This window comes from Mycobacterium sp. SMC-19, from assembly GCF_045310815.1.
Taxonomy (GTDB): domain Bacteria; phylum Actinomycetota; class Actinomycetes; order Mycobacteriales; family Mycobacteriaceae; genus Mycobacterium.
Window position 1 is genome coordinate 93,098 of sequence record NZ_JBJIAM010000008.1, and the last position, 15,977, is coordinate 109,074.

At 67.3% G+C, this 15,977-nt stretch carries 20 protein-coding genes; 5 read left to right on the plus strand and 15 right to left on the minus strand.

Features of this window, described 5'->3' with window-relative positions:
* Window positions 1-25: 25 nt before the first annotated feature.
* On the plus strand, window positions 26-634 hold the full coding sequence (locus ACJH5R_RS17835) for a TetR/AcrR family transcriptional regulator (RefSeq protein ID WP_406756661.1): 609 nt from the start codon (window positions 26-28) through the stop codon (window positions 632-634).
* A 338-nt stretch (window positions 635-972) separates the two neighbouring features.
* Here the strand turns inward: ACJH5R_RS17835 and ACJH5R_RS17840 are convergent, their stop codons facing one another.
* Window positions 973-1,833: an LLM class F420-dependent oxidoreductase gene (locus ACJH5R_RS17840; RefSeq protein WP_406756662.1), complete on the minus strand. Its 861-nt coding sequence runs from the start codon at window positions 1,831-1,833 to the stop codon at window positions 973-975.
* 104 nt (window positions 1,834-1,937) lie between these two features.
* Between ACJH5R_RS17840 and ACJH5R_RS17845 the strand changes: the two genes are divergently transcribed.
* Window positions 1,938-2,360: a hypothetical protein gene (locus ACJH5R_RS17845; protein ID WP_406756909.1), complete on the plus strand. Its 423-nt coding sequence runs from the start codon at window positions 1,938-1,940 to the stop codon at window positions 2,358-2,360.
* Window positions 2,361-2,382: 22 nt separating this feature from the next.
* Here ACJH5R_RS17845 and ACJH5R_RS17850 read toward each other — a convergent pair whose 3' ends face one another.
* A complete protein-coding gene (locus ACJH5R_RS17850) occupies window positions 2,383-3,018 on the minus strand; it encodes a TetR/AcrR family transcriptional regulator (protein ID WP_406756663.1) in 636 nt (211 codons plus the stop codon).
* A 76-nt stretch (window positions 3,019-3,094) separates the two neighbouring features.
* Between ACJH5R_RS17850 and ACJH5R_RS17855 the strand changes: the two genes are divergently transcribed.
* A complete protein-coding gene (locus ACJH5R_RS17855) occupies window positions 3,095-4,564 on the plus strand; it encodes a flavin-containing monooxygenase (RefSeq protein ID WP_406756664.1) in 1,470 nt (489 codons plus the stop codon).
* Here the strand turns inward: ACJH5R_RS17855 and ACJH5R_RS17860 are convergent.
* From ACJH5R_RS17860 to ACJH5R_RS17910, 11 genes are all read right to left on the minus strand, one after another.
* Window positions 4,561-5,280, minus strand: coding sequence for a YggS family pyridoxal phosphate-dependent enzyme (locus tag ACJH5R_RS17860; RefSeq protein WP_406782502.1), 720 nt, complete (start codon window positions 5,278-5,280; stop codon window positions 4,561-4,563). The genes ACJH5R_RS17855 and ACJH5R_RS17860 overlap by 4 nt on opposite strands.
* A 13-nt stretch (window positions 5,281-5,293) precedes the next feature.
* Window positions 5,294-5,767 carry a ribonuclease E activity regulator RraA gene (rraA, locus tag ACJH5R_RS17865; RefSeq protein WP_406756666.1) on the minus strand — a complete coding sequence of 158 codons (474 nt, stop codon included), beginning with the start codon at window positions 5,765-5,767 and terminating at the stop codon, window positions 5,294-5,296.
* Between the two features lie 6 nt (window positions 5,768-5,773).
* Window positions 5,774-6,253, minus strand: a complete 480-nt coding sequence (locus tag ACJH5R_RS17870; protein WP_406756667.1) for a nucleoid-structuring protein H-NS — start codon at window positions 6,251-6,253, stop codon at window positions 5,774-5,776.
* Window positions 6,254-6,353: 100 nt separating this feature from the next.
* Window positions 6,354-6,890, minus strand: a complete 537-nt coding sequence (locus ACJH5R_RS17875) for a copper resistance protein CopC (RefSeq protein ID WP_406756668.1) — start codon at window positions 6,888-6,890, stop codon at window positions 6,354-6,356.
* The gene (locus tag ACJH5R_RS17880) at window positions 6,887-7,573 is read right to left on the minus strand and encodes a YcnI family protein (RefSeq protein ID WP_406782503.1); all 687 of its coding nucleotides are present in this window, start codon (window positions 7,571-7,573) and stop codon (window positions 6,887-6,889) included. The genes ACJH5R_RS17875 and ACJH5R_RS17880 overlap by 4 nt, the downstream gene beginning before the upstream one ends.
* Window positions 7,570-8,229, minus strand: coding sequence for a DUF6474 family protein (locus ACJH5R_RS17885; RefSeq protein WP_406782504.1), 660 nt, complete (start codon window positions 8,227-8,229; stop codon window positions 7,570-7,572). The genes ACJH5R_RS17880 and ACJH5R_RS17885 overlap by 4 nt, the downstream gene beginning before the upstream one ends.
* A 64-nt stretch (window positions 8,230-8,293) precedes the next feature.
* Window positions 8,294-8,692 carry a transcriptional regulator gene (locus ACJH5R_RS17890; RefSeq protein WP_406756671.1) on the minus strand — a complete coding sequence of 133 codons (399 nt, stop codon included), beginning with the start codon at window positions 8,690-8,692 and terminating at the stop codon, window positions 8,294-8,296.
* A 342-nt stretch (window positions 8,693-9,034) separates the two neighbouring features.
* Window positions 9,035-9,724 (minus strand): TMEM165/GDT1 family protein, encoded by a 690-nt coding sequence (locus ACJH5R_RS17895; RefSeq protein ID WP_406756672.1) that lies wholly within the window; start codon window positions 9,722-9,724, stop codon window positions 9,035-9,037.
* A gap of 121 nt (window positions 9,725-9,845) precedes the next feature.
* Window positions 9,846-10,382 (minus strand): peptidase, encoded by a 537-nt coding sequence (locus tag ACJH5R_RS17900; protein WP_406756673.1) that lies wholly within the window; start codon window positions 10,380-10,382, stop codon window positions 9,846-9,848.
* A 253-nt stretch (window positions 10,383-10,635) separates the two neighbouring features.
* Entirely contained in the window at window positions 10,636-11,256 is a 621-nt protein-coding gene (locus ACJH5R_RS17905) for a superoxide dismutase (protein WP_406756674.1), read from the minus strand.
* A gap of 209 nt (window positions 11,257-11,465) precedes the next feature.
* Complete coding sequence (locus tag ACJH5R_RS17910; RefSeq protein WP_406756675.1) at window positions 11,466-11,624, minus strand: hypothetical protein; 159 nt, start codon at window positions 11,622-11,624, stop codon at window positions 11,466-11,468.
* Between the two features lie 522 nt (window positions 11,625-12,146).
* On the opposite strand from ACJH5R_RS17910, the gene ACJH5R_RS17915 reads away from it, so the two are divergent.
* Window positions 12,147-13,226 carry a DUF4328 domain-containing protein gene (locus ACJH5R_RS17915; RefSeq protein ID WP_406782505.1) on the plus strand — a complete coding sequence of 360 codons (1,080 nt, stop codon included), beginning with the start codon at window positions 12,147-12,149 and terminating at the stop codon, window positions 13,224-13,226.
* Between the two features lie 4 nt (window positions 13,227-13,230).
* Entirely contained in the window at window positions 13,231-14,046 is an 816-nt protein-coding gene (locus ACJH5R_RS17920; RefSeq protein WP_406782506.1) for a glycerophosphodiester phosphodiesterase, read from the plus strand.
* A 17-nt stretch (window positions 14,047-14,063) separates the two neighbouring features.
* On the opposite strand, the gene ACJH5R_RS17925 is transcribed toward ACJH5R_RS17920, so the two are convergent.
* Together ACJH5R_RS17925 and ACJH5R_RS17930 are read right to left on the minus strand one after the other, a co-directional pair.
* The gene (locus ACJH5R_RS17925; protein ID WP_406756678.1) at window positions 14,064-14,600 is read right to left on the minus strand and encodes a ferritin; all 537 of its coding nucleotides are present in this window, start codon (window positions 14,598-14,600) and stop codon (window positions 14,064-14,066) included.
* Window positions 14,601-14,726: 126 nt separating this feature from the next.
* Window positions 14,727-15,917, minus strand: a complete 1,191-nt coding sequence (locus ACJH5R_RS17930) for an LCP family protein (RefSeq protein ID WP_406756679.1) — start codon at window positions 15,915-15,917, stop codon at window positions 14,727-14,729.
* Window positions 15,918-15,977: the final 60 nt, after the last annotated feature.

Consider the following 15,977-nt stretch of genomic DNA (forward strand, 5'->3'; position numbering starts at 1 on the left):
GAGGCGACTGGGTTAATCTGCTGCCATGACGCGCACGACCGGACCGGGCCGGGATCAGGCCTCGCGGGCCACCCGTGGCGTCCCGCCCGCGCAACGTCTTCTCGAGACAGCGACAGAACTCTTTGCAGCACAAGACATTCGGGAAGTGGGTATCGATCGGATCCTGGCCGAAGCCGGGGTGGCGAAGGCGAGCCTCTACAGCCTCTACGGCTCCAAGGAAGCGCTCGTGCTGGCCTACCTCACCGCTTTGGATCAGGCTGATCGCAAGCGATACCACGGGGCCGCGGCTCGACTGGACGATCCCATCGAGCAGATCCTGTTGTTCTTCGATCTGGCCGCGGCGGCCGCCAAGAAGCGTCGCTACCGCGGGTGCTTGTACGTCAACGCGGCCGGCGCGTACGCCGGTACCGAACTTGAGCCGGTGGTTGCCCATCGTCGCTGGATGCATACGACGTTGGCGGAGCTCCTTGCTCAAGCCGGTGTTACCGACGCGCTGGAACGCGCGGGCGACCTCCAGTTGCTCTATGACGGCGCGCTGGTCGGCTCCAAGGTCGAGCGCTCCGTTGCGCCGATCGTCCGGGCGCGCGGCCTGGCCGCCGAGCGAATCGGCGCTACAGCCTCACAAGCCACTTAAACAACTTCTGCCCCAGGCGTCGGCGCGTCGTGTTTTGTTTGCCATGTGCCGGGTGTCTAATGGTTAGCTATGTGATCCACGTTAACGGCGTGTTAACATGGTCCGCATTATTCCAATCTGGTCCGAGCCGGGGCGGGGGTCAGCGCCGTGTACATCAACCCGATATACCGATACCGGATGGGCCGTATGGCCTGGTCACTGCTGCGGCATCCGCGCAGGAGCCGAGAGTTCCCCGCGAAGCATGAGCGCTTGGTCACCGCCGACGAACTCTTGCGCTTCGCGACGTAGGAACCCGAGGCGGCCGGCGCTAGCTCCCGGGAAGAGTTTGCTGACCGTTATCAATTCGTAATCGGAGCCATCAGGCTGGAATCACGGATCGCCTCCGCCAACGGTTCCAGTACCGCCGGGTCGTGGGGCGTCGGCAGGTAGACAATCGCCAGGTCCAAACCCTCGGAGCCGAGTGCTGCGGCGTCCTCGATCACTCGCCCGTAATCGAGATCCGGCTGCAAACGCAGGTGCGCCGACAAGGTGATCTGCTCCGGGTCGCGCCCGATATCGGCGCAATGGCCGGCCAGCACGTCCCGCTTGCGGGCGAACTCGGCGGGAGTGCCGCCGACGAAATTCCAATGTTGGGCATATTTCGCGGCGATCTTCAGCGTGCGCTTCTCGCCGTTGCCGCCGATGCAGATCGGTGGGTGTGGCCGCTGCGGGCCCTTGGGCTCGTTGCGGGCGTCGGTGAGTTGGTAGTAGGTGCCGGAAAAGGTGGTGGTGTCGGTGCTCAACAGGCTGATGAGGACCTGGCAGGCCTCCTCGAAGCGGTCGAAGCGCTCGCGGATGCTGCCCAACTCGATGCCGTAGGCCCCCGACTCCTCTTCGTTCCAGCCCGCGCCGATCCCCAGCTCCAACCGTCCGCCGGAGATGATGTCGAGGGCGGCGGCCATATTGGCCAGTACGGCGGGGTGACGGTAATGGATGCCGGTCACCAAGGTGCCCACGCGCAACCGAGCGGTGGCCTGGGCCAGCGCCGTCAGGGTGGTCCAACCCTCCAGGCACGGCCCGGTCGGATCGGAGAAGATCGGGTAGAAGTGGTCGAAGGTCCAGCCGGACTCGTAGACGTCGATGTCGTCCGCGGCTCGCCAGACGGCCAGCATGTCAGCCCAGGTGGTGTTCTGCGGTGAGGTCTTGAACGCGAAGCGCATCCAGCCGAGCTTAGCGGCGGGTCGAGGGCCGTGAGTCCAGCGGCGATCGGAAGGCCTGCGGAGCCGCAAACTCGGGTGGCGGGAAGTAGGCTCACCCGGTGGTCATGAATCTGGACATCGACACCAAGGTGACGTTGTTGTCGGCGGGCCTGATCTTTCTGCTCGCGCTGTTGTTGGGTGTGTGGAAGTACCAACAGATCGCTACCTCGGAGAATCGCCAGGCCCACGTCTACGTTGACATCGCCCATCGAGCGGCGCTGATGTACTCCTTCGCGACCATGCTGGTGGCGGTGTTCGTAGAGCTCAGCGCCTGGCCGACCTGGGTGAACATGGTCGCGGCGATGGTCATCGTGTTCTTCTTCGTCGTCGCGATCGGCAGTTACATGCTGCACGGCGCCTTGCGCGACACCACTAATCAGTTCGAGCACCTCGGGTGGCGTCTGCACGTCGGCATGGTGCTGCTGATCATCGGCGAAGTTGGCGGCTTTGCGGTGTTGCTGGCCGGGTTCGGCGTCGGCGGCTTCTGAACGCGCCTGGTTCCCGTCGGCGTCAGGACGCCTGGCCGTAGATGCTGCTGACCCAGACGTGGGTCAGCGTTTCGACCACCTGATCGTGCGGCACTGACGGCTGCTCGGCCATCAACGCGGCCATCATGGTCCGCTCGTTCATCTGATTCAGTGACGTCGCGAGATTCAGAGCGTCGATGGTTGTCGGTGCCGCGCCGCGGTCGCGTTCGGCGGTGATCATCGCGGCGGTCTGGTGGATCCATTTCTGCATGAAGGCGTTCCACGTCGCCCGGAACTCCGGGCTGGTGGCCAGCGCCTCTGTGCCGGCCCGGGCGATCGCCCGGTGCGAGCTGAACGCGACGAAGAACGCTTTGATGCCGTTGCGCCAGATCCGGCGCGGGTCGGTCGGCAGACGTTGCACCGCTCCGACGAACTCGGAGTCGGCCGCCGCGATGAGCGGCTCCAGCAGCGAGAGCAGCACCGCGTCCTTCGACTTGAAATAGAAGTAGAACGTGGGTCGCGAGATTCCGGCGCCTTTGGCCAGGTCGTCGACGGAGATCTCGCCCAGCGGGCGTTCCTCCAGCAGCCGTTCGGCAGTTGCCAAGATCGCCTGCTCGCGATCGTCGCCGGACGGCCGCGTCCCACGGCGTCCATGACGGGTCGCATTCGGGCTGGCCATGGCGGCTACTTTACACGATGTCGAGTTAATCAACAGGGTGTTGACTGACTCAACACGCCGTTGATAGCCTGGCGCCATGACTGAACACCTCGATGTTGTGATCGTCGGCGCCGGCATCTCCGGCATCAGCGCGGCCTGGCACCTGCAGGACCGCTGCCCGAACAAGAGCTACGCGATCCTGGAAAGCCGGGACAACCTCGGCGGCACCTGGGACCTGTTCAAGTACCCCGGCATCCGCTCGGACTCCGACATGTTCACCCTGGGCTTCCGGTTCAAGCCATGGCGGTCGGCGCACTCGATCGCCGAAGGCGCAGACATCTGGAACTACATCAACGAAGCCGCCACCGAGAACGGCATCGACAAGCACATCCGGTACCGCCACCGGGTCGTTTCGGCTGACTGGTCGGACGCCGACAACCAGTGGACGGTCACCGTCGACAACGACGGCAAGCAGGAGCAGATCACCGCGTCATTCGTCTTCGCGTGCAGTGGCTACTACAACTACGCCGAGGGCTACTCGCCGGAGTTCCCCGGCGCCGCGGACTTCGCCGGGACCATCGTGCACCCGCAGCACTGGCCGGAGGACCTGGACTACGCCGGCAAGAAGATCGTGGTGATCGGCAGCGGCGCCACCGCGGTGACGTTGATTCCCGCGTTGGCCAATTCCGGAGCCGGACATGTGACGATGCTGCAGCGTTCACCGACCTACATTGGCGCGCTGCCCCTGGTCGACCCGTTCGCGGTGCAGGCAAACCGGTTCCTGCCGACCAAAGCGGCGCACTTCGCCAACCGCTGGAAGGCGATCGGCTTCAGCACGCTCCAGTACCAGCTGGCGCGGAAGTTCCCGAAGTACATGCGCAAGACGCTGATGACGATGGCCAAGCACCGGCTGCCGGAAGGCTTCGACGTGCAGAAGCACTTCGGGCCGCGATACAACCCGTGGGACGAGCGGCTGTGCTTGGCGCCCAACGGCGATCTGTTCAAGACCATCCGCAGCGGCAAGGCGGACGTCGTCACCGACACCATCGACACGTTCACCAAGACCGGGATCCGGCTGAACTCCGGCCAGGAACTCGAGGCCGACATCATCATCACCGCGACCGGCCTGAACATGCAGCTGCTGGGTGGGGCGTCGCTGCTGCGCAACGGCGAGCCGATCGATCTGCCCAAGGCGATGACCTACAAGGGCTTGATGTTCTCCGGCGTGCCCAACGCCGCGGTGACCTTTGGCTACACCAATGCGTCGTGGACGCTCAAGGCCGACCTGGTGTCGGAGTTCGTCTGCCGGGTGCTCAACTACATGGATGACAACGGTTTCGACCGGGTCGAGGCCCAGCACCCCGGTGCCGCGGTGAAGGAAGAGCCGTTCATGGACTTCAGCCCCGGCTACTTCCGCCGGGCCATGGACGACCTGCCGCGGTCCGGGTCGGAGGCCCCGTGGCGGCTCAAGCAGAACTATCTGCTGGACCTGCGGCTGATCCGGCACGGCAAGGTGGACGAGAAGTCGCTGAAGTTCAGCAAGCACCGCGCGCCGGTGAGCGTCTAGCTGGACTCTGGCCAGTAGTAGGAGTCGGGGTAGGGTCGGGACCCGAACAGCGCGGTCCCGATCCGCACCTCGGTAGCGCCCTCGGCGATCGCCAGCGCGAAGTCGCCGCTCATTCCCATCGACAACCGCGGCAGGTCGTGGCCTTGTCCGGCGGCGCTATCGCGTAGCCGGCGCAACCGGCGGAAGCAGCCGCGGACGGTCTCGGGGTCGTCGGTATTGATGGCCAGCGTCATCAAGCCGCGGACCCGCATGGTGGAGTAGCCGGCCAGCTCGTCGAGGAACGGCAGCAGTTGGTCGGGATCCAGACCGTACTTGCTGGGCTCGTCGGAGGTCTTGACCTGCACCAGCACGTCGATGACGCGGCCGGAGGCGCGCAGGTGACGGTCCAGCGCCACGGCCAGCTTGGGCCGGTCCAGGGACTGCACCTCGGCGGCCAGCCGCGCCACTACGCCGGCCTTGTTCGTCTGCAGGTGCCCGATCATCACCCAGTCGATTCCGCAGTCGGACAGTGGCCCTGCCTTATCCTTGATCTCTTGGACCTTGTTCTCGCCGAACCGGTGCAAGCCCAGCTCGACGGCCTCTCGGATCAGCTCGGGACCGAAGGTCTTGCTCACCGCCAGCACATCGACCTCATCCGGCGAACGCCCTGCCGCCCGGCACGCGTCGTCGACGCGCGCGCGGAGCTGTTCCCAGCGCGCCCGCAAGGTGGCGTCCATCGGTGTGCCGGTCCTAGACGACGACGATGCCGTCGTCGTCGCTGTGGGCGGTTGCGCCGGGCACGAAGGCGATGCCGCCGAACTCGACGACGACGTCGCGTTCGCCGGCACCGGTCTTGGTGCTCTTGCGGGGATTGGTGCCCAGCGCCTTGATGCCGATGTCGAGGGTGCGCAGGGTCGAGGCGTCGCGCACCGCGCCGTGCACGATCAGCCCGGCCCAGCCGTTGCTGCGGGCCAGTTCGGCGATGACGTCACCGACCAGCGCGGTGTGCAGCGAGCCGCCGCCGTCGATCACCAGCACCCCGCCGTCGCCCGGTTCGGAGAGCACCGATTTGAGCAGCGCGTTGTCCTGGAAGCAGCGCACGGTGCTGATCCGGCCGGCGAACTCCGTGCGGCCGCCGAGTTGGCGGAACTGAACGTCGCAGCTGCGTACGTCGGGGCCGATCTCGTCGACCAGGTCGGCGGTGGGCCGGAAGCGAGCCGTCACCGCCGGTCAGCCTCGGCGCGCGCGCCGCAGCCGGCGAAGCAGCAACAGTGCGAACACACCGAGGATTCCGGCAGCCAGCAGCGGGCCGGGCGAACGTCGTGCCGGCGACACCGACGGGGTCAGCGGATTGCGGGCCGTGTCCACCGTGGACTTCGCCTGGGCAGCCGCTTCTTTGGCGCGCTCAGTGAGTTGGCCCGAGCCGTTGGCGGCAACCGCGGGCGGCGTGGGGGCCGCGGCGGGGGTGGCAGGCGCCGCGGGTGCACTCTTGGCAGGCGCCTTTTTGGCGGGTGCCTTTTTAGCGGCCTTGGCCGGAGCCTTCTTGGCGACCGCCTTCTTCGCCGGCGCCTTTTTGGCGGGTGCCTTCTTTGCGGGAGTCTTCTGCGGCGCCGGACCGGGCGGGTCAGCCGGCAGGTCAGCTCCAGCCGGAGCAACCGGCTCGGGCGCAGCGGCGGGTTCGTGGTCGGGCTGGCCTTGCGGTTCGGTCATACGGCAGCTCCTCTGCGGCTTTTCGTCTCAGATCAACTCGGCGACACCGGCAACGTTCCCATCATGCCAGCATCTGCCAGCGGCGACCGCTGGCCGAAAGTCAGGATCGCGGCCGGTTGAACCACAGGCCGACCCCGACAAGTGCCGCCGCGCCGACCACGAAGGGCCAAATCGGCAGGTCACCCTGGGGGTCGGCGTAGCGGCGCGGAACGGCGGGTGCCGTCTCATTGCGGTCGGTCACCGCGGGGCCCGGCTCCCCGGTACCGGCCACCGTGAGCTCGAAGGGCCAGGAACCGGACACCACATGTCCGTCTGCGGAGGTGACCCGATAGTGGACGGTGTAGGTGCCGGTGGGCCCCAGTGGACGCACCGCGACGCTGGCCACCGCGCCGTCTACCCGGGTGTCCCCGGTGGACCACAGGTGCCCGTCGGGCCCCACCACCGTCATGGCGGCGAAGTCGGACTGCAGTTGCTCGTTGAAGGTGGCGCTGACGCGCTCTGGCCCACGCGAAAGCTGCGCGTCCCGGGCCGGGTCTGTTGACACCAGCACGGCGTGCGCGGCGGCTACCCCGGTTGCGGCGAACAACATCCCCAACAGGAACACTCCCGCCAGTGCGCCGCGCAGCGCCCGGCTCACGCTCGCCGCCTACCCAGCGCGATCGTGGCGGCCAGCACAGCGACCAGCAGCGCGGCGCCCCCGAGCAGCCGGGCCGGGTTGTCGGCGTGCCCGCCCGGGTGCTCAGCGGCCTGCGATTCGTCGGTCGGTGCCGGTGCGGCGGAGACCGACGGCGCCGGGTGCTGCGCATGGTGTTCGGGTGCCTGTGCCGGCCCCTTTGCCAGGTGCAGTGAGGGCACCGGGTGCTCCGCCTCACCGCCGCCGGCTGGCGGCGGCTGGTCCCAGCGCACCACGGTCCCGTCGGCGTAGCCCTGTGCCGAGGGGAAGTTCACGGTCTCGGTGTCGGGAAGTTTCATCTTGATCTGGAACAGCCCGAACTGGTCGGCACCGATGCCGGCGCCCGGCGCCGCGGTCCAGGTGACCGACCGCACCACGCCGGTCTTGGCGTCGCGGTCCAGCCGGGCGGTCCAGCCCGGCTTGGTCTCGGTGCGCGCCGCGGCCACGTCGGGCAGTGTCACGGTGAGTTCCGTTGTGGCAGAACCGGTCGGCGACTCGTTGGGAACCTCGAAGGTGACCATCGCGAAGTTGCCCCGGACCGCGCCGGGGCTGCTGGCGTGCACATGTGCCCAGGCCGGAGCGGCTCCGGCGAATGAACCCGCGGTGATCGCCGCGGCCAGCGCCAGGGCCCGCATCCGCGCGCTCATGACGGCAGCCCCAGCCGGGCCATCAGATCGGCGTCGATCCCGTCGAGCTGGTCACTGATCGAGGCGGAGGCGACTCGGCGCCGCTCGCCCGGCATGGTCTCGATGGCGGTGACGGCCGTCGACAGGTCCGACAGCCGTTCGGTGATCGCCGCGACGAACTGCTTGGTCTCGGAGTCCTTGGGCTTGCGGTCCTGCACCAGGCGCAGGGTCTTCTCCGCACCGGCGATCCGCGCCGAGAGCCGTGCTCCGTTGCCGGAGAATTCGCCGATGCGGGCCAGCGGCACCCCGAGCCGGGCGGCGCGCTGCTCGTCGATCAGGCCGCGTACCGCCATCGCGGCGCGGTACACCAGCGGCACCACGACCGGCGCCAGCATTCGGGTGACGACCAGCGTCCGGCGGACGCGCGCGGGAGACAGGAGCCGACCGTCGCGAGCGGCTTTGAGTTGGCTTTCGGCCGCCTTGCGCGCGGTGCGATCGCGGTTGCGGTCCGACTTGATCTGGGCATTGAGCGCACGAGCTTCCGCGCGCTGGGTGGCCTTGAAACGTTTCGCCTCGCCCTTGGCGGCCAGCCGCGCCTCGAGCCTGGCGCCGGCCTTCAGCGCCCGCGCTTCGGCGCGCCGGGTCGCGCGGCTCTTGCGTTTTCTGAACAGGCCCATCGCGGCCGCCTCCCCGGTGTCTCGCTGGAACCGATCAAGCCACCCTAATCGCGGCGCCGGCGCCTCAGGCGCTGAGGTGCTCCTTGCGGCGGAGCTCATCGATGCGGGCCAGGACGTCCTCCTGCGCCTCGGGCGAGAGCCCGACGGCCTGGGTTGCGATGCGGCGCACCCCGGCATCGCGGATGCTGTCCAGCCACGACAATTCGGCATCGAGCTTGGCGTAGTAGTCGTCGTCGGTGAAGAACCCCGGCTTGATCCGGAAGAAGTTGGCCAGTGCTGCCATGGTGGCGGTGGACGGGTTCGTCCGGTTACCCGAGCGCAACTGGGAGAGATAGGGGGCCGACATCGTGACGCCCTCAGCTTTGAGTGCCGCGATTACCTCGGCGGACGTATGCGGTCCGCGGCCGGGTGGATACACCACATCGAAAAGGCGATTCAAGCGGACAGCGAACGTCGCGCTCATCGATAGGACCTCCAGGGGGGTAGGCAGGCGGTCGACAGGCGCTCCGCGAGGGGGCATGCGGTAGCGCCTGATGATTTGCTGATCATCGTAGCGATAGTTACCGACACAACCAAGGGTGTTTCCGTAGCGAATTCGATCTTGATGCATGAGATCGGGCTTGGTGCAGTTCATTCGGCCGGCCGGAGAGGCCACTGCGGCCGGATTCTCGTGACGCGCCAACACAATTGCGTCGTCATCGGTGAGCGAGGAATTCCACCAATACTCCTCTGCTGGTCCTCGCCTCTGGAAGCACCTCCGGTGAAGTGAAGTTTGAACCGTGCACTGAGCTTTCGGCGGGCTTTGCTAACGCGTGGCGGAATCGTCTCCGGCGGTCTGGCCGGAACACCGGAGCGAAGCCCGCCACAGCGCTGATCCCGCCGCCACCGACACCAATCCGGCGACCGAGGCGATGGCCACCGGCCGCCAGCCCAGCGCCTCATCGAAGAGGATCCACAGGCCGCATGCCAGGAAAAGCAGAGCGGCCGCGGCATGCAGCAGGTGTTCGGGCAGCCGGCGGTGCAGCACCGTCCCGGCCGCGATCGCCACCGCGTCGGCCAGCACCATCCCGATCGTCGCGCCAAGCCATACACCCAGCCAGTTGCGGTCACTGGCCAGCGCGACCGTCGCCAGCATCGTCTTGTCGCCGAGCTCGGCCAACAGCACCGAGGACACCACCGCGAACAGCGCGAATCGCGGCTCGCGGACGGTGGCTTCCCCGGTCCCGGAGTTGGTTCCCTCGCGCCATGTCCAGGCCGCGAAACCGATGAAGGCGACGCCGGCGACGGCGGCGATCGGACGGGCGGGCAACGTCAGCCCGAGGAAATGCCCCACCGTCACCGAGATGCCATGGATGGCGAACGCCGCGATGGCCACCCCGCCGAGAACAACCCACCAGCGATGCCGCAGCGCATAGGTCATGGTTATCAGCTGCGACTTGTCGCCGAGTTCAGCGAGGAAGACCACGCCCAGGCTGATCAGCATGGCGGCAAGCATGCGGGACGCCCTTTCGTCGCTGCCGAGGCTAGTGACTCCCCGGCCCGGCCGCCAGCCGGCAGGGAATTTCGGTGGGCCGAATTCGATGATCCGGGAACAGGACAACCCGGGACGAATTCCCTTACGCGGCAAGCAGCATGGCCAGAATCGCCGTGTCGGGATGGCTGACCGGGTCGACGCCCACCCGGCTCACCATCGAAGTCACGGTGCCGTCGGATTCGGCTTCCACCCAGGCGGCCCGGTGCTCCAGTCCCAAGTAGGGCAGGCCGGGCAGCAATACGCATCCGGACGCCGCGCCCCGGCATTCAGGCAGCGAGGGAATGGTCTCCGAGGGCGGGTGCAGCATCAGCAGTGCGGAGGGTTGGCGGCCGGCGAAGTACCCCGGTGCGATCGCCGATTCGCCGGTCACGGTGCCCTCGGCCAGCAGCAATCCGACAGTGCCCGGCCCCGGGTTGTCGGGGAGTTCCTCGTGTGTGCCGAACACCGTTGTGGTGGGCAGCAATCCGGGCATCGAAGCGACACGAACCGCGATGCTGAGCAGCTGGGCCCATTCCTTGGTCGACTCAGGCCAGCGGCCGAAGACCACGAATCCGTGCAGCTCGCCACGGGAATGAAACGGGGCGACTTCGATCGCCCGGCCGGACCCTGTCGTCTCCATCGCGCACCCTCCGCGACACTTTGGCTTCTTGGCTGATTCGCCTGCTCGCATTTCAGCGGGTGGGTTGTCTGGCAGCATGCGGCACCCACACGGCGGGTTCAAGGTGACACGGCGGGGCGGTAGATAACGAAACGCTGAAAACCCGGCGGTTTAGCGAGGCTCGACGGAGGAGAGGCGAAGCTGGAACCGCCGCATAAAACCAAGTGGGGCGCCACGCCAATGGCGCGACGCCCCACTCGTGCCGGCAGTGCGGCTAGAAGATCAGCCCCGACGTCTTCGAGGTGGCGGCCGCGAAACGCGACTGCACATCGGCCCAGTTGACCACGTTCCAGAACGCCTTGACGTAGTCCGCCTTGACGTTCTTGTACTGCAGGTAGAAGGCGTGCTCCCACATGTCGACCTGCAGCAGCGGGATGATGCCCAGCGGGACGTTGGCCTGCTGGTCGTAGAGCTGGAAGGTCAGCAGTTTCCCGCCGAGGGTGTCGTAGCCGAGCACCGCCCAGCCCGAACCCTGCAGGCCGTTGGCGGCCGCGGTGAACTGCGCCCGGAACTTGTCGAACGAGCCGAACGCGTCGTCGATGGCCGCGGCCAGTTCGCCCGTCGGCTTGTCACCACCGTTGGGGGACAGGTTCTTCCACCAGATCGAGTGGTTGACATGCCCGCCGAGGTGGAACGCCAGGTTCTTCTCGTTCAAGAAGATCGCGCCGTGGTCGTCGTTGGCCCGAGCGTCCGCGAGCTTCTCCAGTGCGGAGTTGGCGCCGGCCACGTAGGCGGCGTGGTGCTTGCTGTGGTGCAGTTCGTTGATCTGACCCGAGATGTGCGGCTCAAGAGCTCCGTAATCCCAGTCCAGGTCCGGCAAGGTGTAGTCGGCCACGGGGTTCCTTCCTTCGGTCAGTACTGATCCGGTGTCGATCACCGTTGATCATTGTCGAGAGGCGTTGACGGTCTAGCGGCACCCCACTGCCAGCACGGTCGCGGTGTGATCGGGCCACCTTCACCCACATTGCTCCAACACTGGGTGTACCGCAACAACGGGCCGAGCTGACCCACCGCGTCAGCCGATCACAATGCTCGGGCTGAGGTTCAGGTCAGGACGAGCGCAAGCAGGAATGACAGCAGCACCAGTGCAATCACTCCCGCGCGCAATGACGCCAGCAGATAGGCGCGCTTGTAGGTGGACGATCCCGCATGCCATCCGGTCGCTGTTGCGACGGATCCGGGTCCGATCGGGCGTGCCGTCATTCCCCTGCCCTCAACATCCCTGTGCCCCCAACTTCACCGCGCGCCCACCCCCGTGAGGCGCATCACATCAGTTCTGTGACGGCGATCATAGCGCTTTGTGCGCCCAGTGGAAAAATTCGATGCGATAACCCGACTTACCTGCACGGATGCGTTCCGGGGGGATTTGATATCGCTGATCGCTGCAGCGCATGGCTGCTTAGCCGATCAAGCGATTTCGCTCGGCGCTGTTAATCGGTTCGCTTCGACGACGCTGCGTTATCCACAACCAATGCGTCTTTCGGTATATAAGAAGCACATCACGCCGCGTGTGGCTGTCGATGGGTGTGTGGATAAACCTGTGGAAACTGTGGATAGCTGTTGGTAGCTGTCGGAGCCCAGGCGGGCGGCAAGGAACGTCTTCGCCCGCAATTCCCGCCGGCGCTGGCCGTCGCTCCGCCGACCTTGCGGTCGCCGCGGTGTTGATGGCGTCGACCCGACTGCGGTCGGCTCCGCCGACCTTGCGGTCGCCGCTAGGCTGGTGCCGTGATCCAGGTGTGTTCCCGCTGCAACACGCGGTGGAACGTGCGCGACCGCCAGCGGGCCTGGTGCCCACGCTGCAACGGTGCGCTGTGGGCGCCGTTGACACCCGAGCAAGAAGCCGAGCTGCAGTGGACCCAACCCGGGCCCCCTGTGCCGCCGCCACCAGCCGGGGAAGCGCCGCCGCGGCTGGGACCCGGTTACCGCTGGATCGCAGTACGGCCCGGCCCGCCGCCGCCGCAGGCGCCTGCCCGGCGTCCTCTCGGACCCACCCCGCGTTACTCGGTGATGCCCCGCTGGACTCTGATGGGCGGCCCGATTCGCGCTGCGGCACAGTCGAAAACGGGGGAGCGGGTGGCGCCCACGGCGCGCACGCTGGAGAAGACGCTCGCGGCCGCGATCGCCGCGCTGGGCGTGGCGGCCCTGGTGCACGTCTTGATCTATGTATTGATGATCGTCAATCGCACCATGCTGCTGAATCCCCTGGTTGCCGGCGGCGCGGTGTGGCTGGGCCGGCTGGCCGGACTCGCCGCGATCGCGGCGGTGGTCACCTGTGCCGTGGTGCTGACCAGGTGGCTGCTCGCCCGTCGTTCGGTGACCTTCGCCCGATTGCATCTGCCCGAGACGCGCCCGGCTTGGGCGGTGTGGGCTGGGTGTCTGGTGCCGGTGGTCAACCTGGCCTGGGCGCCGGTCTTTGTCATGGAGCTGGCCAAGCGGGAGGGCCGCCTGGACCGGCTGCGCAAACCCATCGTGGTGTGGTGGGCGGTGTGGGCGGCTAGCACCGCCGTCGCGATCTTCGCCACCGCCACCAGTTGGGCCGACGGGGCCCAGGGCATTGCCAACAACATGGTGGCGACGGTGGTGGCGTACCTTCTCGGCCTGGCCGCAGTGGTGACTGCAGCACGGGTGGTCGAGGGATTCGAGCGTCGCTCGATGGGGCGCCCGGCCCACCACTGGGTGGTGGTGGGCGATGGCCGCGATACCGCCGCCGAATCGCCTCCCCCTGCGGCGGCCGCGGCGAAGCCGGACGAAGCCACGACACCGGCCCCGGTTCGTGAGCCCGACGGGCGGGAACCGGCAGCATAAGCCCATGACACCGGCCGGCGATGTCGTCTCGGAACACCCGTTCGTGGTCGCACACCGGGGTGCGTCTATCGACCGTCCGGAACACACCCTGGCCGCCTACGACTTGGCGTTGCAGGAGGGGGCCGACGGTGTCGAATGCGATGTGCGGCTGACCAGTGACGGTCACCTGGTCTGCGTGCACGACCGTCGGGTGGATCGGACGTCCAGTGGGGCCGGGGTGGTCAGCGAGATGACGTTGTCGCAGTTGCAGCGCCTGGACTACGGCGCTTGGCACCGCGGCGGGCGAAACGGTTCACCGGACCTCGACGGCTTCGGCGACACGGGCCTGCTCACCCTCGATGCGCTGGTTGCGTTGGTCCTGGACTGGCACCGGCCGGTGAAGATCTTCATCGAGACCAAACATCCGGTGCGATACGGCTCGATGGTCGAGCGTGAGGTGCTGGGGTTACTGCAGCGATTCGGGCTCGCCGCACCGGCATCGGCCTCGCGGTCGCGTGCGGTGGTGATGTCGTTCTCCGCAGCGGCGGTATGGCGGATTCGCCGGGCCGCGCCCCTACTTCCGACGGTGCTGCTCGGGTCGGGTGCCCGTTATCTGGGCGGCGGCGCGGCGACGACGGTCGGTGCCACGGCGATCGGTCCGTCGATCGAGACGCTGCGGGAGCATCCGGAGTTGGTGGATCAGGCTGCTGCGCGGGGCCGCGCGCTGTACTGCTGGACCGTCGACCGCAACGAGGATGTCGACTTCTGTCGCGATGTCGGGGTCGCGTGGATCGCAACGAATCAGCCCGCCCGAACCAAGGCGCGGTTGCGGACGGGCTGATCAGCGGGTGAGGGGGTTTACCCGCCGGCGATACGCGGCGCGCCGGTCTCTTGGCCCACCGTGATCTCGCGTGCGATGAAGGTCTCCAATTCGAACAGGTTGTGCCCGGCGCGGTCGGCGACTCGGAGCAGCCGGGTCATCAGGGCCATCTCCTCGACCTGCTCGCGCAGGAACCACTGCATGAATTGTTCGCCGAGGTGATCGCCCTCGTCGCGCGCGGCGCTGGTCAGCCGGCTGATCTGTTCGGTGACGGTGCGCTCCTGTTCGAGCGTGAGCGCCAGCGCATCCCGCGGGGCGTCGAATTGGTTACGCACCGCGTCGACGCCGGGTATCTCCACGCGAATGTCGCGGTCGAGCAGGTACTGCACCAGCATCATCGCGTGGTTGCGTTCCTCGACGGCTTGGGCGTAAAAGAACTTCGCCAATTGTGGTAAATCTTCACCATCGAAATAAACCGCAACCGCGATGTATTGCTGCGCCGCGGTGAATTCGTGGTAGATCTGCTCTTGAAGCAGCGCGTGGAATTTCGTCTTGTGGCTGTCGGTCTCGATCATGAACGCGATGCTACCCCTGGTCAGCGGTGGTTTGCATCCAAGGCGAGGCTTACTCAGGTCAGCATTGCCTAAGTAAAGATAGGGTAGGCTGAAATAGCGCAATCGTGCGCGGAAATTAGGTTTGACTCAATTATCGAAGCTCGACGTGAGTGGTGTATCGCTACGCAATGCTTCGAATAATCGGTCGGCCTGGACGTGGTTCCACACCACCGCGTCGCCGGCGTCGGTCGTGATGAATTCACCGATCGGCACGGTCAGCGTGGTGGTGGCACCGCGCAGGGCCCAGCCCAGGCCTGCCAGGTCCAGGACGCCCGAGTCGGCGTCGACGGTCATTGCGTGTGCGGCGGCGTGCGGCACGGTGTACCAGCGCAGCGGATTGAGCCAGACCGCCGGATCGGCGACGCGGGCGAGCAGCGCCGACAGGAACAGTCGCTGGTGGGCCATCCGATCCAGGTCGGCGCGCGGTGTGGCCCGGCTACGCACATAGCCCAGCGCGGTCGCCCCGGCCAGTTTTTGGCAGCCGGCCGGCAGACTCAGTCCGGCCAGCGGATCGTCGATCGGTTCGTCCGGGCACAAAGTCACGCCGCCGAGGGCGTCGACGAGCGTGGCGAAACCGCCGAATCCGATCTCCAGATAGTGGTCCAGGCGCAGGCCGGTGGCCTGCTCCACCGTCCGGGTCAGCAGGGGAGCGCCGCCGAGGGGGTACGCGGCGTTGATCTTGTCTTTGCCGTAGCCGGGAATCATGACGTAGGAGTCGCGGGGGATCGACACCACGGTGGCCGGTGACGCTGATCCCGCGCCCGGCAGGTGGACGAGCAGCACGGTGTCGGTGCGTCCATCGCCGATGTTCCCGCCGGTGCTCAGGTCCCGCTGCTCCTGCATCGTGAGATCGGCACGGCTGTCGGAACCGACCAGCAGCCACGTCGTCCCGCGGCCCGGCGCCGCGCGGTCGGCGTAATCGGAGAACGCCGCGGTTCGCTGCAGCGCGGTGTCGAGCCAGGCTGCGGCGCCCACCGAACCCGCTGCCCCGAGCAACACCACCAGCACAGCCAGCACTGCCAGTCGGCGCGGCCAGGATCGCCGCCGGCGCGAAACGGGTGGGCGCGGCGCCGGCGGACGCGGCGCGGGCGGAGGCGCCGGGCGGTGACGCGGTTCCGCGACGCGTGGTGCGGGGCGGGGCACCTGCCTCGGGATGGCTCGCGGTGGCGGCGTCGGCGAGGCCGGCCGGCCCTGCGGGACGCGGTACAACAGCGGCGGCGGCTCACGGCGCGGCGGAGGAGTGTGCCAGGGCTGACCCGGCCCGCGATCGCCGTTCACTCGCCCAATCTACGTATCACGCGCCGTCGGGGCGATCTCCCCAGCGCGCTGACCTGGCCG